The following is a 19,561-nucleotide window of genomic DNA, read 5'->3' as shown; positions in this document are numbered from 1 at the left end:
CCGGTCTTGAACGAATCGGACACCGGCCGGCCGACGGCCCGGCTACGAGGGCATCACCCCGTGGATGCGGGAGAGGGTGAAGACCCGTTCGGCGTCGCGCAGGTGGCACCAGGCGTGGAGGTAGGGCGCGTCGAGTTCGAGGCGGCTCAGGGTGCGGACGGTCGTGTTGCCCGAGGTGGCGGTGTACTCGACGGTGATCGGCTGCTTCTCGTTGACGGCGTGGGCCAGTTGGCGGACGTCGGTGAAGGACAGGTTGCGCGCGTACCCGGCGATGATCTCCTCGGTGTCGCTGGCGTAGGGGCGGCCGTCGTCGGGGTCGGGCTCCGGAGCCTCCTGCGGGGCCGCCAGTAGCCGGGCGGCGACGGCTGCCAGGTCGGTGGCGGTCCGGGCGCCCGCGACGCGGACGGCCTTCCGCCGTGGGCCGGCGGGTCGGCGCGGGGTCGGGAGTGGGTTCGTTGCCCGGTGTCGCCGGGTCCGCTCGATGCGGACGGATCCGTCCTGCTCCTCGGCGACGGGGGCGTAGCCCGCCGACCGCAGGGCCGCGAGCGTCTCGTCCGGCGGGGTCCGGCTGATCAGCACGGTCGGTGCCAACTGCCGCAGGCCGAGCGGGGCGAGCCTGCGGTGGGCGGCCAGTTCGGCGAGGAGGGCGGGTTCCGCGCCGTGGATCACGCAGGCCGCGGAGACGACGCGCACCCGGCCGTGGCCGCGCGCGGTGTCGCGGATCAGGTACGCGAGCGGTTGTGGCAGCGGTTCCGTGGTGGTGGCGGCGACGGCGATGGCGGCGAGGTCGGCCGTCAGCGTGTCGGCGGTGTGGCCGGCGTCGAGGGCGCGGCGGACGCTGTCCGGGCTGAACCGCCACACCGACGCCGTACCGGTGGCCTCCCGGTCGGCGACGGAGTCCAGCAGCGTGACGAGGGGCGTCGAGGGAGTGCCGGCGACCACGGCTGTGAGATCGCTGCCGAAGCGGGCGGACTCGGTGGAGGCGGGCAGCAGCCGTCGACAGGCGGCGGCCACCGCGTCCGGGCCGTCGGCGTCCAGGGCCGCCCCGAGCGGGGACAGGGCGCCGAGGGCGAGGACGCCGAGCAGCTCCGATTCGCGGACCAGGGTGGCGAACGGGCTGGCGTCCTGGGCGAGTTGGTCGACGAGCGGACGCTGCCACGCGATCAGCGTCCCCAGGTCCGCCGGGTCGGTCGCCCCCTCACCCGCCGGGAGCCGCGCCGCGGAGGCGAGCAGTCCGTGCCGGGCTTGGACGCAGCCCCCGCGGGGCGGGGCTCCGGCGAGGGCGGGCAGCGCCTTCCCCTCCTCGTCGCGGCTCCCGCCGGGGGTCAGCGGCAGTGTCCACCAGGCGCGGAGGAGCGCGGCGAGCCGGTCGGCGGGTTCCCCCTCCGCCCAGCCGTCGTAGGCCTCGGTCGCCGCGACCCGGTCGCCGTCCCGGGCCAGCAGCCCGGCCGCGGCGGCCGACTCCAGCGCGATGCGCACCACGGTGTCGTCGCACTTCGCGGCCTTGCCGAGCCGGGACAGCTCGCGGGCTCCGATCCCGCCGGACTTCAGCCGGGCCGGGGGAGCGGCGGCGCACGCCGCGAGGACGGAGGAGGCGTGGGCGGCGAACGCCATCGCCGCGGCGGTGGCCTCCCGGTCGACCGCCGATCCGGTGACGGGCCGCGTCCGGACCGCGGGCGGGACGGGCGTGAACGGGGCGTGCCAGCCGGTGCCGCGCAGCGCGAGGGCCACCTCCGAGGGCATCCGGGCGGGCCCGTACCAGCGCCCGTCCCGGATCAGCAACCCCCGTTCCAGCGCCCACCGTTCGCCCGGCCCGGGATCCGGCCGCGGGAGGCCGTACAGGATGCGGGCCGACCGCTCCGGTGCCTGCCGCGCACGTTGCTCCAGGAGTTTCCGAGTAGCCGCGGGGGCCTTGGCGACCAGCGAGGTGACCCGGTCCGGATCGCCGTGGTGGTCGATCAGCGCGGCCAGCCGCTTCTGTTTGGTGCCCGTCGACGTGATGCCGACGGCGGCGAGCATGCGGCCCAGATCGGTGGAGGTCGTGTCCGCGAGCAGCCGTGCCAGTGGCGCGTCCAACCCGAGGGGTGCGGCCCACACCTGCCGCAGCGGCGCCGCCGCGTGCAGCCGCCCGTCGCCGCCCGGCCACACCAGCGCGCGATCGGCCAACTCCCGCAGTACCGATTCCAGTTGGTGAGCGCGCTCCCCGTCCGTCGCGTCGAGGAGGTTCGCCAGTACGTCCCGGGTGGCAGGCGCCAGCGCGGCGGCGCCCTCCGCCACCTGGAGCTCGGGCAGCGTGAGTCGGGGGATCGCCAGCGCGACCGAGGCCGGGCGCTGGAGCCGGTCCGCCAGTTCGCCGACCGATCGCGGCTCCGGCTCCACCGCGGCGTCCGGGCGCGAGGCCAGGACCCGTACGACCTGTGCCGCGTCGGCGCCGCGCAGCCACGCGACCAGGGTCGATCCACTTGTCTTGCCGATGGGGAACACCTCACCACAGAGGACGGATGCCGTCCCAGGTCGGAACCGGCCGGGGCTCAAGCATGGCAAACACGGTGTGCCGGCGGGCGGTTCGGGCCGCACGGCGAAGCGACCGGCGGGCGGTTCGGGAGACAGCGAGGGCCCGGGCCGCGGTCGGTGGTCGCGGTCCGGGCCCTCGGGGGCGGGAGCGTACGGGAGCAGCACCCGCGGCAGGGCGGTCAGTGCAGGACGTTCAGGGAGTTGGTGGCGTCGTCGACGAAGTACACGGCGTCGCGGTCGAGGTCGACCGCGAGCCCGAACAGGGCGCCGGCGCCGGGCGGGGTGCCGCTGTCGTCGAGCGTGCGGACGGCGACCTGGTCGCCGGCGGGGGTGGTCTCGACCAGGTTGCCGTCGCCGGAGTTCACCGTGAGGACGTCGCCTCCGGGGGCGACGGCCAGGCCGAGCGGCCCGTTGAGGTTGCCGCCGGTGCTGACGGTGGTGCCGGTGCCGGCGTCGGAGACGCGGTGGACGGCGTCGGGGATCGCGGCGATCCGGTTGGCGAGGGTGTCCGCCACGTAGAGCGTGTCGTCGTGGCCCAGGCCGACGCCGGTCGGGCCGATCACCAGGGCGGCCGGGTCGGTGCGCTGGCCGAAGCCTGAACCGATCCGGGTGGTCGCGATCCGCTGCGGCGGTGCGCCGCCCGGCCGGCACAGGGTGATCCGCAGGACGGTGCCCTGGTCGACCTCGGCCCCGCCGCCCGCGACCGTGCCGTTCAGCAGGTTGGTCACGAACAGCTCGTCGCGATCGCCGGAGCTGACGGCCGTCATGTCCCACGGGCCGTTGATGCCGTCGCCCGCGATGGTCTCGCGGACCGTTCCGTTGCTGTCCAGCACCAGCAGGCAGCCGGCCTGGACGGTGGCGGAGGTGCCGTCCGTGGTGGGCGTGCTGCCGACCACGACCCAGCCGCCCGGCAGGACGGTCAGCGCCGTCGAGAGCCCGACCCCGCCGGGGCACGGCCCGGGCAGGTGCGCCGGGTCGATCTGGGCGAACGTGCTGACGGCGCCGTCCGGACTCACCTGGACCAGGGTGGTCCCGGTGCCCTGCTGGTTCTGCGCGTTGTTGAAGTTGCTGATCAGGACGTTGCCGCGGTGCAGCCTGCCCGTGCTGTGCCGGATCACGAACGTGCCGTACGGGTTCACGTCCCCGTTCGTGGGCACGGTCGAGGCGACCGGGGACACGGTGTTCAGCGGCCCGAGGAACGGTGCTCGGCCGACGGCGCCCCCCGCCGCCGTGGCGCCGAGCACCACCACGGCGGCGGCGACCACGCCGGCCTGCCCCCAGAACCTCATGCGCGAAGAGTGAAGTCTCATAACGCGAAGTTATGTCGCGGTCGAATCGCCTGGCGCGCGGAGTTCACCCAGCGGGGTCCCGCGGGGACGCCAGGGGTCCGGGCCCGCCTCGCCCGGGAGGGCGCCGCTAGGAGAGCGCCGCGAAGCCGGTGCAGAGCAGGCGGACGCTCCGGGTGAACTTCTCGTCCTGGCCCACGCGCGGGATCAACGGGCCCATGAGCAGGGGGAACCGCTCGCACAGCTCGGCGTACTGCTCCGCGGTGACGGGCGGTGGCGCCGCCGGCTGGTTCTGCTCCTGGAGCACGAAGCCGGTGACGTGGCTGAGCAGGGTGTCGGCGGCGATGCCGCAGTGCTCGGCGGGGAGGCCGGCGTCGAGGAGGGTGCGCAGCAGGCGTTCCATCAGGGAGAGGGCGCCGGGGCTGAGCACGCCGGGGCTCTCGGCGAGGAGCTGGGCGCCGCCGGGGTGCTGTTTGAGGCTCAGGCGCAGGGCGGCGGCCTGGGCCTCGACGCGGTGCTGCCAGGCGGCGGTGGGCGGGAGGGCGGCGAGGGCCTCGGTGCCGGCGTCGTACGCGCTGCGGCAGACCCGGTCGGCCATCAGGGCGAGCAACTCGTCCTTGCCTCGTACGTGGTAGTAGAGGCTGCCCGCGTGGGCGTCCAGGCGGTCGGCGACCTGGCGCATGGACAGGTTCTGGTAGCCGACCTCCGCGAAGACGGCCATGCCCGCATCGACGATGCGCTCCTTGGTGAGCTTCATGCGGTCCACCGTACAACGTTTTCCAACACTGTTCGAAAAATGTGCTAGCTTGACGCCATCAGGTTTTCGAACGGCGTTGGAAAACGTCGGAACCGGGGGGAGGGCCAGACATGGGAGCGATCGTCTTCAACGTGACCACGGCCGCGCTGATGGTCATGATGGTCAACTGCGGGCTCGGCGTCGTCGGCCGCGACACCCTGCGCGGACGGCCGCTCCCGTGGACGGCGGTCGCCCTGACCGCGCTCGCCGTCGGCGGCGTCCTGCTCCAGCTGCTCTGGTCCGGCGCCATGGACGCGCTCGACGCGGACCCTGCCAAGTCCGGCTGGTGGCGCGAGCTCACCTCGGTGTTCATGCAGAACGGCGGCCTCTTCGGCGGCCTGTGGAACCTCGTCACCCTCGCCGCCGTCGCCGCCCTCGCCCAGTGGTACTGGGGCGGCCCGCTCACCCTCGGCTTCTTCCTCGCCGGCATCCTGCTGCCCGGCCGCGTCGACAGCCTGCTCGGCCTCGGCGGCGGCCCCAGCACCGACCCCCGCAACTTCGCCGGCAGCTCCGGCGCCACCTACTTCCTCGGCGCCACCCTCGCCCTGGCCTTCCTCACCCGCACCCGCCTCCCCAAGGAGCTCGCCCTGGCGGCCGGCGTCCCCGCCCTCGGCCTCGCCATGTGGATCGCCCAGGAGAACGGCCACGGGCTGGTCTCCGTCTACGGCTTCGCCCTCGCGGCAGCCGCCTGGGCCGTCCGCCGCCGGCTCCGCCCGGCCGGCGCGTCCCACCCGGCCCCCGGCCGGGCGGCCTGACCCCGAACTGCCGTGTCCTGGAGGCGGGCTAGGGGGTCCGGCCGGCTCCTTCGATGAAGCCGGTCAGGCGCTGCGCGTAGGCGTCCGGATGGCTGAGGTGGGGGACGTGCCCGGCTCCCTCGAAGGTGTGGGTCTCGGCCTGCGGCAGGGCCGCGGAGAGCCGGGCGACGATCGCGGCGAACCAGGGCGGGCTCTGCGTCCCCTTCGTCAGCAGGGCGGGCCCGGTGTAGTGGGAGAGGCGGCCGAGGTCGAGGTCGGCCCACTGCGGGTCCGCCTGCTCGTCCGCGAAGGTGGGGGCGTTGGCGACGAAGGTCTCGCGGAGCTGTTCCGGCAGCCGGTCCCAGGCGCCGGGCCCCAGGGCGACCTCCTCCACGAACCGGCGGGCCCCCGCGAGGGTCCGGCCGGCCGTCAGGAGGGCGAGGACGGATTCGATCCTCTCCCCGGTGGCCGCTATCAGCGGCAGCAGCCGGGGGTCGTCGGCGACGGTGTCCAGGAGCGGGGGCTCGTGGGCGACGAGGCCCCGGAAGAGCTCGGGCCGCCGGGCCGCCAGGCCGAGCGCGGTCGAGGCGCCGAAGGAGTTGCCCGCGACGTACGCCGGCGCGAACCCGAGGGTCTCGATCAGCGCGGCCAGGTCCTCCTCGTCCTCGAACCGGGACCCCCGCCCCGGCGGGCGCTCGCTGCGGCTGTGCCCCCGCCGGTCGTAGGCGAGGACCCGGAACTTCTGCGCGAGGGCGGGCAGGACCGGCCCCCAGCTGCCGTGGTCGCCCCACGAGCCGTGCACCAGGACCAGCGGCTCGCCGTCCCCGCCCACCTCGTAGAAGAGCTCGACGCCGTTCACCGCGACCCGTGGCATGTCCGCCCTCCTCACCGACAGACGGCGGTCGCCGCCGGGGCCATTGAGGCACCCCGGGCCCGGCCCCGCAACCGCGACGGGCCCGACACCACGCGTGCGGTCGCCCCGCACACCGGGGCGGATCAAACCGCCCTGACGGGACAGAAGCCCAAGGACGCGGAAACGACGAAGGCCCGGGCCGCTGAGCGGTCCGGGCCTTCTGCCGGCGGAGGATACGAGATTCGAACTCGTGAGGGGTTGCCCCCAACACGCTTTCCAAGCGTGCGCCCTAGGCCTCTAGGCGAATCCTCCGTGGGAGAGCTTAGTACATGTTTCGGGGTGCTCGCGACCACCTGTCCCGCAGGCGGGAGGGTGGGGGTGGCCTGTGGATCGTTGGGGCGGGGATCCGGTACTGTGGGGGTCAGCCCCTCGTGTGGCGTCATCTCTCTGAACCCCCCCAGGGCCGGAAGGCAGCAAGGGTAAGAGGGCTCTGGCGGGTGCGCGAGGGGTCTTTGCGTTCCCGGGGCCCGGTCGGGGCCGGTCTGGGACGGTCGGCGGGGTGAGGGGCGACGCGTTTGTCGGTCCGTCCCGATATCGTCGGGGGTGTGTCCCTAGCCCTGTACCGCCGCTACCGCCCCGAGACCTTCGCGGAGGTCATCGGGCAGGAGCACGTGACCGCTCCGCTCCAGCAGGCCCTGCGCAACAACAGGGTCAACCACGCGTACCTGTTCAGCGGGCCGCGCGGCTGTGGCAAGACGACCAGCGCGCGCATCCTGGCCCGTTGCCTCAACTGCGAACAGGGGCCGACGCCGACGCCCTGCGGGGAGTGCCAGTCCTGTCGGGACCTCGCGACCGGCGGGCCCGGGTCGATCGACGTGATCGAGATCGACGCCGCCTCGCACGGTGGTGTGGACGACGCGCGCGAGCTGCGCGAGCGGGCGTTCTTCGCGCCGGTGCACAGCCGGTACAAGATCTTCATCCTGGACGAGGCCCACATGGTGACCTCGGCCGGCTTCAACGCGCTGCTGAAGGTGGTCGAGGAGCCGCCGGAGCACCTCAAGTTCATCTTCGCGACCACCGAGCCGGAGAAGGTGATCGGGACGATCCGGTCCCGGACGCACCACTACCCGTTCCGGCTGGTCCCGCCCGGCACGCTGCGCGACTACCTGGCGGAGGTGTGCGGCCGGGAGGGGATCCAGGTCGAGGACACCGTGTTCCCGCTGGTGGTGCGGGCGGGGGCCGGGTCGGTGCGTGACTCGATGTCGGTCATGGACCAGCTGCTGGCCGGGGCCGGCGAGGGCGGCGTGACGTACCAGATGGCCACGGCGCTGCTCGGGTACACCGACTCCGCGCTGCTGGACGAGGTGGTGGACGCCTTCGCCGCGCACGACGGGGCGACGGTGTTCCAGGTGATCGACCGGGTGGTCGAGGGCGGGCACGACCCGCGCCGCTTCGTCACCGACCTGCTGGAGCGGCTGCGCGACCTGGTGATCCTGGCCACCGTGCCGGACGCGGGGGAGAAGGGGCTGATCGACGCCCCGGCCGACCGGGTCGCGGTGATGCAGGCGCAGGCGGACGCGTTCGGCGCGGCCGAGCTGAGCCGGGCCGCCGACCTGGTCAACACCGGGCTGACCGAGATGCGCGGCAACGCGGCGCCCCGGTTGCAGCTGGAGCTGATCTGCGCCCGGGTGATGCTGCCGGGCGCGTACAGCGACGAGCTGTCGTTGCAGGCGCGGATGGACAAGCTGGAGCGACGGGCGTCCGCGGGCGGGTTCGCCGCGCCGATGGCGGTGCCCGGGGGCATGCCGATGGCGGCTCCGACGGCGACGCCTCCGATGGCGGTGGCGCCGGTGGCGCCGGTGGCCGAGGTGCCGGTGGCGCCCGCGCCGGTCCAGTCCGCCGTCGCACCGGCAGCGCAGGCCCCCCAGCCCGTACAGCCCGTACAGGCCGCGCCGCCCGCCGCCGCGCCCGCCGGGCCGGCGCCGGGTGCCTGGCCGATCCCGCGCAGTTTCCCGCCCGCCGGCGGGGCCCCCGCCGCGGCTCCCGCGGCGCCCCCCGTGGCGCCGCCGCAGGCCGCCCCGGCTCCGGCCCCGGTGCCGGCCGCCGCTCCCGTGCCCGCCCCGGCCCCCGCACCGGTGGCGGCTCCCGGTGGGCAGCCGTCGGCGTCCGCGCAGCAGGGTGCCGCGCAGGTGCGGCAGCTGTGGCCGCAGATCCTGGAGGCGGTGAAGAACCGCCGACGCTTCACCTGGATCCTGCTCAGCCAGAACGGCCAGGTGGCCGGGTTCGACGGCAGTGTGCTCCAGGTGTCCTTCATCAACGCCGGCGCCCGGGACAGCTTCGTCGGCAGCAACAGCGACGACGTGCTGCGCTCCGCGCTGGCCGACGCGCTGGGCGTGGACTGGCGGATCGAGTGCATCATCGACCCGTCCGGCGGCGTCGGCGGCCCGTCCGGCGGTGGCCTGTCCGGTGGTGGCCAGGGCGGCGGCGCACCGGGGGGCGGTGCCCAGGCCGGTGGCGGCTGGGGAGCCCCGGCGGCGCGTCCGGCGGCCGCCGCGCCGCCGATGCCCGCGCCCGCCCCGGCGCCCGTGCAGGCTCCGCCGGTCCAGGCCGCGCCGGCGCCCGTCCAGGCCCCGCCCGTGCAGCCCGCGCCGGTGCAGGCCCCGCCGCCGGTGGCGGCGCAGGCCCGTCCGGTGCGGTCGGTGGCTCCGGAGGACGACGTCCCGGAGGCGGACGACCCGGACCTCAAGGAGGACGTGTTCTCCGGCCAGGAGCTGATCATCCGCGAGTTGGGGGCGACGGTGCTGGAGGAGATCCACCACCAGGGCTCCTGATCCGGCCCCCGGGTCCTCCGGCCCAGGTCTCCGGGCCTACGGGCCCCTGAGCGGACCCTGATCCGGGCCCGATCCGGGGCCCGGACCGGCGGGCAGCACGTAGGCTCGGCGGTGACGGACGAAGCGCCGTACGACAGCCGTGACAGCAAGGAGACAGCCGTGTTCCCCGGTGGTGGCCAGCCCAACATGCAGCAGCTGCTGAAGCAGGCGCAGAAGATGCAGCAGGATCTCGCGAACGCCCAGCAGGAGCTGGCCGAGGCGAAGGTGAGCGGTTCGGCGGGCGGCGGCCTGGTCGAGGCGACGGTGACCGGTGCCGGTGAGCTGGTGGCGCTGAGCATCTCCCCGGCCGCCGTGGACCCGGACGACACCGAGACCCTGGCCGACCTGGTCCTGGCGGCTGTCCGGGACGCCAACCAGACCGCGCAGAAGCTGCAGGCCGAGCGCATGGGCCCGCTGACCCAGGGCCTGGGCGGCGGCGGCATCCCCGGCCTGCCGTTCTGACGTCGTCCAACGGCGGCTTCCAAGGCCAGAAGGTCTGAAGTTCAGACGACAGACCCATGTGATTTATGTGGGAGTCGGGCGTCGGGCGCTGTGTCCGACGCCCGATTCGTTGGATGATGGCACCGGAGCACCACCGGCCGTCCGGCATCACCGGCCCCGGCCGTCCGGCTCCACCAGCTTTCCGGCTTCACCAGCTCCGGCTCCACGGGCCACAAAGCCCCACCAGCCACCCGGCTCCACCGGCCGTCCGGCACACCGACCATCCGAGGGAAGGCGCGACGTTGTACGAGGGCGTGGTTCAGGACCTGATCGACGAACTGGGCAGGCTGCCCGGCGTCGGGCCCAAGAGCGCGCAGCGGATCGCCTTCCACGTGCTGCAGTCCGACCCGACGGACGTGCGCCGGCTGGCGCACGCGCTGCTGGAGGTCAAGGACAAGGTCCGCTTCTGCGCGGTCTGCGGCAACGTCGCGGAGGCCGAGCGGTGCCGGGTCTGCCTGGACCCGCGCCGCGACCTCGCCGTCATCTGCGTGGTCGAGGAGCCGAAGGACGTCGTCGCCATCGAGCGCACCCGTGAGTTCCGCGGCCGCTACCACGTGCTGGGCGGCGCGATCAGCCCCATCGAGGGCGTCGGCCCGGACGACCTGCGGATCCGCGAGCTGCTGTCGCGCCTCGCGGACGGCACGGTCACCGAGCTGATCCTGGCCACCGACCCCAACCTGGAGGGGGAGGCGACCGCCACCTACCTGGCCCGGCTCTGCAAGCCGATGGGCCTGAAGGTGACCCGTCTGGCGAGCGGCCTGCCCGTCGGCGGGGATCTGGAGTACGCGGACGAGGTCACCCTCGGCCGCGCCTTCGAAGGGAGACGACTGCTCGATGTCTGACCGGACGATCAACCAGCAGCCCCACACCCCCCACCAGCAGTCCCACGGGGAACCGGGGGCGCACGCCCCGCACGTCCACGGCCACGGCTCGGAGCCGGACGACTTCGCCGTGCAGATCGCCGACTCGGTGGAGAGCTTCGTGCTCGCCGTCACCGAGGTCGCCAAGGGCGACGAGCCCGGCAGCGCGGTCTCGCTGCTGCTCCTGGAGGTCTCGCAGCTGCTGCTGGCCGGCGGCCGGCTGGGCGCGATCGAGGACGTCGTCCCGGAGGACCGGTTCGAGCCGGACACCGGCCCCGAGCCGGACGGCGAGCAGCTGCGCGAGCGCCTCGCCGAGCTGCTCGCGCCGATCGACGTCTACCACGAGGTCTTCGACCCGTACGGTCCGCCGGAGAAGCCCAACGCCTTCCGGATCTCGGACGACCTGGCCGGCGTGGTCAGCGAGCTCCAGCACGGCCTGACCCACTACCGCGAGGGCCGGGTCAGCGAGGCGCTGTGGTGGTGGCAGTTCTCGTACCTCTCCAACTGGGGCACGACCTGCACGGCGGTGCTGCGGGCCCTGCAGTCGCTGATCGCCCACGTCCGGCTGGACAGCCCGATCGGCGCGGCGCCGGACGGCGCGGACACCGACGACGACGGGCTCACCGACGAGCAGCTGGAGCAGCAGGCGGGCGACCTGATGGCGGCCGAACTCGGCCTCGGGCGGTAGTTTCCCGGGCGGAAATCCGGCGGATCCCGGCACGGATCGCGGGCTGATCGAATGCGCCCTCGGATTGTGACGAATGCCTCAGCGCCCCGGCCGGAAAAGAAATCCGGCCGGATCGCCGTCCCCCGGTCGGGCGATTCTTCGGAGCGGTACCGAATCGCCCGCAGACCTGACGGCGGAGCCGCCCGTACGGCCGCTCACGTGCTGAAACTACCGTCTCACGATATGGAAAGCGCCGGTCGGAGCACCCCTGCTCGGTAGACTGACGACGACCGCACCCCCCTCTCCCCCGGGGGGTACGGGGGCCCGTAGCCCCCGGAAAAGACTTCGAGTCGAGGAGCGCACGTGGGCCTTGTCGTGCAGAAGTACGGCGGCTCATCCGTTGCGGATGCCGAAGGCATCAAGCGCGTGGCCCGCCGAATCGTTGACGCCAAGAAGGCCGGCCATGAGGTCGTCGTCGTGGTGTCCGCGATGGGCGACACGACGGACGAGCTCATCGAACTCGCGGAGCAGGTGTCACCGCTGCCTGCCGGCCGTGAGTTCGACATGCTGCTGACCGCTGGAGAGCGCATCTCCATGGCGCTGCTGGCCATGGCGATCAAATCCCTGGGGCACGAGGCGCAGTCCTTCACGGGCAGCCAGGCCGGTGTCATCACCGACTCCGTGCACAACAAGGCGCGCATCATCGACGTGACGCCCGGTCGCATCCGCACCGCCCTGGACCAGGGCAACATCGCGATCGTGGCCGGCTTCCAGGGCGTCTCCCAGACCAGCAAGGACATCACCACGCTGGGCCGGGGCGGCTCGGACACCACCGCCGTGGCGCTCGCCGCCGCGCTGAAGGCCGAGGTCTGCGAGATCTACACCGACGTGGACGGCGTGTTCACCGCCGACCCGCGCGTGGTGAAGAAGGCCCGCAAGATCGACTGGATCGCCTACGAGGACATGCTGGAGCTGGCCTCGTCGGGTTCCAAGGTGCTGCTCGATCGGTGTGTCGAGTACGCCCGTCGCTACAACATCCCGATTCACGTACGCTCGTCCTTCTCGGGTCTTCCCGGGACGATCGTCAGCAACGACAACCCGAACAAGCCCGAAGGGGGCGAGATGGAGCAGGCCATCATCTCCGGAGTCGCCCACGACACCTCCGAGGCCAAGGTCACCGTCGTCGGCGTGCCCGACAAGCCGGGCGAGGCGGCGCGCATCTTCCGCGCCATCGCCGACGCCGAGGTCAACATCGACATGGTGGTGCAGAACGTCTCCGCCGCGTCGACCGGCCTGACCGACATCTCCTTCACCCTGCCCAAGACCGAGGGCCAGAAGGCCATCGACGCGCTGGGCCGGGTCAAGCAGGGCATCGGCTACGAGTCGCTCCGCTACGACGACGCGATCGGCAAGATCTCGCTGGTCGGCGCCGGCATGCGCTCCAACCCGGGCGTCACGGCGACCTTCTTCGAGGCGCTGTCCGCCGCGGGCGTCAACATCGAGCTGATCTCCACCTCGGAGATCCGCATCTCGGTGGTCACCCGCGCCGACGACGTGCCGGAGGCCGTCCGTGCCGTGCACAGCGCCTTCGGCCTGGACAGCGAGAGCGACGAGGCCGTCGTCTACGGCGGCACCGGGCGATGACCCGGGAACGGAGCGGGAGCACCGGGCGATGACCCGGGCACCGGGCCGGGACGCCGGGCGATGACCCGGCGTCCCAACCTCGCCGTCGTCGGCGCCACCGGCGCGGTCGGCGAGGTGCTGCTCGGGCTGCTCTCCCTCCGCCAGGACGTCTGGGGCGAGGTCCGACTCGTCGCCTCCCCGCGCTCGGCCGGCCGTACGGCGGTGGTGCGCGGGGAGACCGTCGGGGTCGTCCCGCTGAACGAGGAGGCCTTCGCGGGGATCGACGTCGCGGTCTTCGCCGTCCCCGACCAGGTCTCCGCCCAGTGGGCGCCGATCGCGGCGGCCAAGGGCGTCGTGGTGGTCGACGACTCGGCCGCCTTCCGCACCGCCGAGGACGTGCCGCTGGTCGTCCCGGAGGTCAACGCGGCCGCGCTGCGGATCCGCCCGCGCGGCATCGTCGCCAGTCCGGCCGGCACCACGCTCGCGATGATCGCCGCGGTCGGCGCGCTGCACGCCGAGTACGGGCTGGCGCAGCTCGTGGTCGCCTCCTACCAGGCCGCCGGCGGCGAGGGCCGCGACGGCGAGGCGGCGCTGCGCGCGCAGACCGGGCTGGTGGCGGGCACCGCGGTGGGCCGGCAGACCGGCGACCTGCGCGCGCTGATCGCCGATCAGGGGCCGTTCGCCGCCCCGCTCGCGCTCAACGCCGTGCCCTGGACCGGCGGGCTGCGCGAGGGCGGCTGGTCCGCCGAGGAGATGGGCATCCGCGACGAGTCCCGCAAGGTCCTCGGCCTGCCCGCCCTGAAGGTCTCGGCGACCTGCGTCCACATCCCCGTCGTCCGCACCCACGCGCTGGCCGTGCACGCGCGGTTCGAACGCGAGGTCACCCAGGAGCACGCGCAGGAGATCCTGCGGGACGCGCCCGGCGTGGTCCTCTACGACGACCCGGCGGCGGGCGAGTTCCCGACGCCGAACGACGTGGTCGGGACGGACCCGGTCTGGGTCGGGCGGGTCCGGCGGGCGCTGGACGAGCCGGAGGCGCTGGACCTCTTCCTCTGCGGGGACAACCTGCGCAAGGGCGCGGCGCTCAACCTGGTGCAGCTGGCCGAGCTGGTGGCGGCGGAGCTGACGGCGGGAACGCCGACGGATTAGGTCCTGACGGGCTCTCACGGGTTCCGATGTGCCCGCTTGTGTCCACACCTGTGTCCATACCTGTGTTCGCTCCTCGACACAATCTGTCCGGAATCCCGTGGGAATCCCCTGGAGGCCTCTTCAGCCGATGCGGAAGAATGGGCCCCGGGCTGGGCAACCATGACAGGGGATCGAGTGTCCAACGTGCGTGGCGAACGTGATGGTGGGGGCAAGGGCGGGCATCCCGGCAAGAGCCGCGGTGTCCTTCCCCTCGCGCGCCCCGAGGCCTGCGAGTAGGCCGGAAGAAGACCAGATGACGGCGGCCGCACCCGGTGCGGCGGACTCCGGTGCCGGTACCGACGCGGGTACCAGCGAGGACCTGCTCACCGCGACCTACCAGGCGCACTACCGCTCGCTGCTGCGGCTCGCCGCGCTGCTCCTCGACGACCTCTCGACCTGCGAGGACGTCGTCCAGGAGGCGTTCATCCGGGTGCACGCCGCCCGGCGCCGGGTGCGCGAGCCCGAGAAGACCCTGGCGTACCTGCGGCAGACGGTCGTCAACCTGTCCCGCTCCACGCTGCGCCGCCGCATCCTCGGGCTGCGACTGCTGCCGAAGCCCATGCCTGACATGGCCAGTGCAGAAGAAGGTGCTTACGATGCCCTGGAGCGCGACCAGTTGAAGGCCGCGCTGCGTGGTCTGCAACGCCGTCAGCGGGAGGTTCTGGTGCTGCGTTACTTCGTGGACATGACGGAGGCGCAGGTCGCCGAGACCCTGGGCATCTCGCTCGGCTCGGTGAAGGCCTACGGCTCGCGCGGGCTCGCCGCCCTGCGCGTCCAGATGGCGGCCGGACATGGCTGAGGCGGACGGCGACCGACGGCGGCCGGCGGACGGCACTCCGGAGGCGGGCGGGCCTGAGGTGAACGGACCCGGGACGCCCGGGGCGACCGGGCTCGGGGCGACCGGGCCCGGGGCGACCGGGCCCGGGGCTTCCAGAGCGAGCGGGCCCGGGGCCGAGGCCCCGGAGGAGCTGCTGTCCCTGTCCACCGAGGAACGGGCGGTGCGCGAGCTGCTGCACGGCGCCGTCTCCGGCATCCAGCCCGCGGCCGGCGGGCTGCCGCGGATCCGGCGGGCGGTGCCCCGCCGCCGGGCCGCCCGGCGCGGTGCCTGGACCGGGGCGGCCGCGCTCGCCTTCGTCGTCGCGATCGGCCTGCCCGTCCTGCACGAGGGGGAGCACCTCGGGCTCTCCGGCGGCCCCGGCTCGGCCGACGCCAAGAGCCCGGCCGCCACCTCGCCCAGCGGCACCGCCGGGACGACCGGCGGCACCGGGGCGGCCTCGCACGCGAACCCGAGCGGCCCCGGCGACACCACCCCGCCGCCCGGTACGGCCTCGGCCCCGCACAGCCCCGGCGGCGGGCAGGCGAGCACCGACGGCGGCGTCGCGCCCAGCGGGACCTCCGGCGCCGGTGACGGCGGCATCGTCCCGCTCTGCACCCGGACGGACCTCGGTGAGGGCCTCGCCCAGGTCGGCACGGCCGACGGCGACGGGCGGATCTACGGCTCGTTCACCGTCTACAACGTGTCCGGGCGCAGCTGTCGGCTCGGCGGGCCGGGCTCGGTGGCGGTCACCGCCGTCAGCGGCGGCGACCGCGGCCGCGTCCGCACCGCCGACCACGCCCCGGGCGACCCGGCCGCCGGCCTGCCCGCGATGGACGGGGAGCCGCCGGTGCTCGCGCCGCGGGCCGGGTACCGGGTGCCGTTCGCCTGGGTCCCCGACCAGACCTGTACCGGCTCGGGCACCCTGAGCACCCCGTCGAACAGCGTCAACCAGGTGGCCCTGCGCTCGGACGTCCCCGCCGCCGAGTCCGGCGCCCCGGCCTCCGTCCCCACCAGCGAGGTCAGCGCCAACCCGCCGGCCTCCTCGTCCCCGTCGGCGGGCCCCACCACGGCCCCCAGCCCGACCGCGACGCCGACCGGCAACCCGACCACCGCGCCGCCCGCCGTGACCATCGCCCACACCCCCGCCCCCGGCAGCCCGGCGGCCGCCACGGCGACCCTGCCGGTGGCGTGCAGCGGCACCGTCTACCGCGGCGGCGTCCAGGGGCTGGGCGGCCCGGCGCCGCAGCCGTCGGGCTCACCGACGGCTCGGTGACGACGGCGGAGTGACGACGGCGGGGTGATGCCCGCCGGGGCCGCCGGTGTCGCGGAGAGGCCGGGGCGACCGCCCGGAGGCGGCCGTGTTCGGGGCCCGGGGGACGGGGCGGGTGTGAGGAGTGGATACCGTGGGGGTGTGTACCGGTTCCTCCTGACTCCGCGCTGGCTCGGCGGCACCGTCGTGGCCGTGGCGGCCGTGGCGGTCTGCCTGTGGCTGGGTTCCTGGCAGCTCGGCCGCTTCGAGGACCGGGTGTCCACGCACCAGGAGGCCAAGCAGGCGGTCACCGCTTCGGGTGACGCCCGGCCGATCGACGCGCTGCTCAACCCGGCGACCCCGCAGGTGAGCACGGAAACCGTCGGCAGGACCGTCACGGTGACCGGCAGCTACGACGGCGAGCACCAACTGCTCGTCCCCAACCGCGTGGTGGACGGCAAGCAGGGCTACTACGTGCTCACCCCGCTGCGCACCGCCGACGGACACGCCGTCGCCGTGGTGCGCGGCTGGTCGGCCGGGGACCCGGCCGCCGCCGGGCCGCCGCCGGGCGGAGAGGTGACGGTGACCGGGCGCCTCCAGGCCAACGAGTCGGTGGGCAGCAACGGCGCGGTGGCGGGCGGTCTGCCCGCCGGGCAGCTCGGCATGATCAACCGGGCCTCGCTGCTGAACGTGCTGGAGTACGACGGCTGGTACGACGGCTGGGTGGCCGCCGACGACGCGCCCGCCGGGCTGGCCTCCGTACCGACCGTGCAGCCGCAGGGCGGCGACGGGCTCACCCTGCGCGCGTTCCAGAACCTGGGCTACACCCTGGAGTGGTTCGTCTTCGGCGGGTTCGTGGTCTTCATGTGGTACCGCCTGGTGCGCCGGGAGGCGGAGGCGGAGCAGGACCGGGCCCTCGGGCTGGACCCGGTCCTGGACTGACCGGCGGCGCCTTGACGCCGACGCCGGTTCGGCGCTCGGCCGCCCCGGCTCGGCGCTTGGTCACCCCGACTCGGCGTTCGGCCGCCCCGGCTCAGCGCTTGGTCGGCAGGGCCGGTGCCGGTGTCGGCTTGACCGCCGGCGGGGGCGTCGTCGGCGTCGGCGTCTGCGGGGGGAGCAGCGGCTGGGTCGGGGACGACGAGCCGGTGGGCAGCCGCGTCGGGTCGCTGTGGCAGTGGCCGTTGCCGTTGCCGCCGCTGCCGTTGTGGTCGTCGGAGTCGTAGTGGTCGATGTGGTGGTGCACGCTGCGACCGGTCTTGGAGCCCTTGGACCCCGACCCCTTCGAACCGGACGAGCCGCTCTTGCCGCCCCCCTTGGCGAGCTGGACCGGGTCGCCCCCGTCCGCGGCCGGTGTGTACACCGCCCGTGCGACGGCCGCCCCCGGACCCGCCGCGCCCGCCTTGGTCGCGGTGCCGGCGTGCGGAGTGACGGGCGGCGCGACGGGCGGCGCGACGGGCGGTGTCGCGGCGGCGGTCGGTGACGCGGGCACGGCCGGCGCGGGCGCGACGGCCGAGGAGCTCGGTACCGGCGGGCCGGTCGGGGGCGGGCAGGCCGCGGTGTTCCGCTGTGAGCCCGAGCAGCCGGTGAGCACCAGGGCCCCGGCGACCGCTACCCCCGCGAGCATCAGCAGGCGTCTCACGCAGCCCCTCCGTCTCCGTCACGCCCGGCCGTGCCCAGGTGCCGCCGTACGAAGTCGATCTCCAGTCGCAGCTGCTTGATCCGCTCCTCCACCACCAGCGAGCCGTGCCCGGCGTCGAAGCGGTACACCTCGTGCGGCTTGTCGAGCCGCTCCAGCCGCTCGACGTAGTTGTCGATCTGCCGGATCGGGCAGCGCGGGTCGTTGACCCCGGCGCTGATGTAGACCGGCACCCGCACCCGCTCGACGTAGGTCAGCGGCGAGGAGGCGGTGAAGCGCTCCGGGACCTCCTCCGGGGTGCCGCCGAAGAGCGTGCGGTCCAGCGACTTGAGCGCCTCCATCTCGTCGGCGTACGCGGTGTGGTAGTCCGCGACCGGGACGGCGGCGAGGCCGAGGGCCCAGTCGTCGGGCTGGACGCCGAGGCCGAGCAGGGTCAGGTAGCCGCCCCAGCTGCCGCCGGTGAGGACCAGCCGGGCCGGGTCGGCGAGGCCGCTGTCGACGGCCCAGGCGCGGACCACCGCGATGTCCTCCAGCTCGATCAGGCCGACCCGCTCGTGCAGCGCGTCCGTCCAGGCCTGTCCGTAGCCGGTCGAGCCGCGGTAGTTGACCCGGACCACCGCGAAGCCGTGGTCCAGCCAGGCGGCCGGACCGGCGGCGAAGGAGTCGCTGTCGTGGTGCGTCGGGCCGCCGTGGATCTCGAACACGGTCGGGTACGGGCCCTGCGCGGGCGTCGCCGGCCGCTGCACCAGGGCGTGCACCCGCCCGCCCGGCCCGTCCACCCAGACGTCCTCGACCGGCACCGAACCGGGCGGCACCGCGCCGGGCGCCCGCAGCACGACCGTCCCGGCGGTGGAGCGGACGGCGGAGGGCTCGGCGGCGGAGGACCACAGGTACTCGACGGTGCCGTCCGGACGGGCGGTGGCGCCGCTGACGGTGCCGCGCGGGGTCTCCAGGCGGGTCAGCCGGCCGTCGGCGAGCGCGTACGAGAACAGCTCGCTGCGCGCCTCGTACTCGTGCTCCACCAGCAGCGCCTCGGCGCCGGGGCGCCACTGCGCGGAGACGTCGCCGGGCAGCTCGCGGCCCTGCTCGTCGCGCAGCGGGAGGGCGGTCTCGGCGCCGGTGGCGACGTCCCAGATCATCGGCTCCCAGCGGCCGGTGCGCTGGTGGGCGACCAGCAGGCGGGTGTCGCCCTCGACCGGGGCGAAGCCCAGGCAGGCGACGCCGCGCGGCTCGTCCCGGCCGGTGACCTCGTCCAGCTCGGCGACGGTCTCGACGCCGCCGTCGGCGGTGATGCGCACGACCCGGATCGCGGAGTGCATCGCGTCGCCGTGCTCGGTGTGGTCGATGGCGAGCAGGGTGCTGTCGTGGCTGAGGTCGCCGATGCCGCCGTACTCCTCGTGCCGGTAGACCTCGACCGGCACGGTGGCGCCGGGGCGGCGCAGGTGCAGGGTGGTGCCGTCCTCGTCGGTAGAGCGGCCGACCACCACGGTGCCGTCGCGGCCCAGGGCCAGGCCGGCCGAGTAGGAGGCGGCGAGGCCGGGCACGGCCTCCTCGTCGGGGCCGCCCGCGAACGGCTGGCGGCGCCAGACGCCGAACTCGTCGCCGTCGTGGTCGTCGAACCACCAGACCCAGTCGCCGTCGGGGGACAGCTCGGCGTCGGTGGTGCCGTTCGGACGGTCGGTGACCCGACGGTGGGCGCCGGTGGCGCGGTCCCAGGCGTAGACCTCGTAGGTGCCGGTCGCGTTGGACACGTACAGCGACCGGTCGGGGGCGTCCTCGGCCCAGTCGGGCAGCGACACCCGGGCCGCCCTGAACCGCTGCTCCCACGCCGGTACGGCGCTCTTCTCCTCGCTCATCCGACCATCCAACCCGATCGGGGGGAGGGAAGGGAACGGGCGGGTGGGCTTCGGCCCACCCGCCCCGTGCCGCCGGGGTGGCGGCGGGGTGCCGGCGCAGGTGTCGCCGTG

Annotated in this window: 16 protein-coding genes, 1 tRNA gene and 1 other RNA gene; 11 read left to right on the top strand and 7 right to left on the bottom strand. The window is 74.4% G+C overall.

Going from position 1 to position 19,561, the window contains the following annotated elements; all coding sequences use genetic code 11:
* Window positions 1-42: 42 nt before the first annotated feature.
* The 3 genes from ACFY4B_RS30890 to ACFY4B_RS30880 form a co-directional block, all read right to left on the bottom strand.
* Entirely contained in the window at window positions 43-2,484 is a 2,442-nt protein-coding gene (locus tag ACFY4B_RS30890) for a helicase C-terminal domain-containing protein (RefSeq protein WP_387973495.1), read from the bottom strand.
* Window positions 2,485-2,693: 209 nt separating this feature from the next.
* Window positions 2,694-3,803 carry a hypothetical protein gene (locus ACFY4B_RS30885; RefSeq protein ID WP_387973493.1) on the bottom strand — a complete coding sequence of 370 codons (1,110 nt, stop codon included), beginning with the start codon at window positions 3,801-3,803 and terminating at the stop codon, window positions 2,694-2,696.
* A gap of 127 nt (window positions 3,804-3,930) precedes the next feature.
* A complete protein-coding gene (locus ACFY4B_RS30880) occupies window positions 3,931-4,557 on the bottom strand; it encodes a TetR/AcrR family transcriptional regulator (protein ID WP_387973490.1) in 627 nt (208 codons plus the stop codon).
* Window positions 4,558-4,667: 110 nt separating this feature from the next.
* On the opposite strand from ACFY4B_RS30880, the gene ACFY4B_RS30875 reads away from it, so the two are divergent.
* Entirely contained in the window at window positions 4,668-5,351 is a 684-nt protein-coding gene (locus ACFY4B_RS30875) for a hypothetical protein (protein WP_387973487.1), read from the top strand.
* Window positions 5,352-5,379: 28 nt separating this feature from the next.
* Here the strand turns inward: ACFY4B_RS30875 and ACFY4B_RS30870 are convergent, their stop codons facing one another.
* The gene (locus ACFY4B_RS30870) at window positions 5,380-6,204 is read right to left on the bottom strand and encodes an alpha/beta fold hydrolase (protein ID WP_387973484.1); all 825 of its coding nucleotides are present in this window, start codon (window positions 6,202-6,204) and stop codon (window positions 5,380-5,382) included.
* 206 nt (window positions 6,205-6,410) lie between these two features.
* A tRNA-Ser gene (locus ACFY4B_RS30865) sits at window positions 6,411-6,495 on the bottom strand.
* A 111-nt stretch (window positions 6,496-6,606) separates the two neighbouring features.
* Here ACFY4B_RS30865 and ffs point away from each other — a divergent pair.
* The 10 genes from ffs to ACFY4B_RS30815 all read left to right on the top strand — a co-directional run bounded on the left by ffs (window position 6,607) and on the right by ACFY4B_RS30815 (window position 16,900).
* An RNA gene (gene ffs, locus ACFY4B_RS30860) (signal recognition particle sRNA small type) lies at window positions 6,607-6,697 on the top strand.
* A 91-nt stretch (window positions 6,698-6,788) separates the two neighbouring features.
* Window positions 6,789-9,014: a DNA polymerase III subunit gamma and tau gene (locus ACFY4B_RS30855; RefSeq protein WP_387973481.1), complete on the top strand. Its 2,226-nt coding sequence runs from the start codon at window positions 6,789-6,791 to the stop codon at window positions 9,012-9,014.
* A gap of 159 nt (window positions 9,015-9,173) precedes the next feature.
* Window positions 9,174-9,515, top strand: coding sequence for a YbaB/EbfC family nucleoid-associated protein (locus ACFY4B_RS30850; RefSeq protein ID WP_074001802.1), 342 nt, complete (start codon window positions 9,174-9,176; stop codon window positions 9,513-9,515).
* Window positions 9,516-9,796: 281 nt separating this feature from the next.
* The gene (gene recR / locus ACFY4B_RS30845; RefSeq protein WP_049658152.1) at window positions 9,797-10,396 is read left to right on the top strand and encodes a recombination mediator RecR; all 600 of its coding nucleotides are present in this window, start codon (window positions 9,797-9,799) and stop codon (window positions 10,394-10,396) included.
* Window positions 10,389-11,102 (top strand): DUF5063 domain-containing protein, encoded by a 714-nt coding sequence (locus ACFY4B_RS30840; protein ID WP_241852803.1) that lies wholly within the window; start codon window positions 10,389-10,391, stop codon window positions 11,100-11,102. The genes recR and ACFY4B_RS30840 overlap by 8 nt, the downstream gene beginning before the upstream one ends.
* Window positions 11,103-11,444: 342 nt before the next feature.
* The gene (locus tag ACFY4B_RS30835; RefSeq protein ID WP_074001801.1) at window positions 11,445-12,725 is read left to right on the top strand and encodes an aspartate kinase; all 1,281 of its coding nucleotides are present in this window, start codon (window positions 11,445-11,447) and stop codon (window positions 12,723-12,725) included.
* A 60-nt stretch (window positions 12,726-12,785) separates the two neighbouring features.
* On the top strand, window positions 12,786-13,853 hold the full coding sequence (locus ACFY4B_RS30830; protein WP_387973478.1) for an aspartate-semialdehyde dehydrogenase: 1,068 nt from the start codon (window positions 12,786-12,788) through the stop codon (window positions 13,851-13,853).
* A 292-nt stretch (window positions 13,854-14,145) separates the two neighbouring features.
* The gene (locus ACFY4B_RS30825) at window positions 14,146-14,691 is read left to right on the top strand and encodes a SigE family RNA polymerase sigma factor (RefSeq protein WP_049658157.1); all 546 of its coding nucleotides are present in this window, start codon (window positions 14,146-14,148) and stop codon (window positions 14,689-14,691) included.
* Between the two features lie 199 nt (window positions 14,692-14,890).
* Window positions 14,891-15,982 (top strand): hypothetical protein, encoded by a 1,092-nt coding sequence (locus tag ACFY4B_RS30820; RefSeq protein ID WP_387973475.1) that lies wholly within the window; start codon window positions 14,891-14,893, stop codon window positions 15,980-15,982.
* Window positions 15,983-16,120: 138 nt separating this feature from the next.
* On the top strand, window positions 16,121-16,900 hold the full coding sequence (locus ACFY4B_RS30815) for an SURF1 family protein (RefSeq protein ID WP_387973472.1): 780 nt from the start codon (window positions 16,121-16,123) through the stop codon (window positions 16,898-16,900).
* Window positions 16,901-16,991: 91 nt separating this feature from the next.
* Here the strand turns inward: ACFY4B_RS30815 and ACFY4B_RS30810 are convergent, their stop codons facing one another.
* Complete coding sequence (locus tag ACFY4B_RS30810) at window positions 16,992-17,597, bottom strand: hypothetical protein (protein WP_387973469.1); 606 nt, start codon at window positions 17,595-17,597, stop codon at window positions 16,992-16,994.
* The gene (locus tag ACFY4B_RS30805; protein ID WP_387973466.1) at window positions 17,594-19,450 is read right to left on the bottom strand and encodes a S9 family peptidase; all 1,857 of its coding nucleotides are present in this window, start codon (window positions 19,448-19,450) and stop codon (window positions 17,594-17,596) included. Before ACFY4B_RS30805 ends, ACFY4B_RS30810 begins: the two co-directional genes overlap by 4 nt.
* Between the last annotated feature and the right edge of the window lie 111 nt (window positions 19,451-19,561).

The sequence above is a fragment of the Kitasatospora sp. NPDC001261 genome, from assembly GCF_042896795.1.
Taxonomy (GTDB): domain Bacteria; phylum Actinomycetota; class Actinomycetes; order Streptomycetales; family Streptomycetaceae; genus Kitasatospora.
The sequence above is the reverse complement of the archived record's forward strand: the minus strand, read 5'-3'. Positions and strand labels throughout refer to the sequence as shown.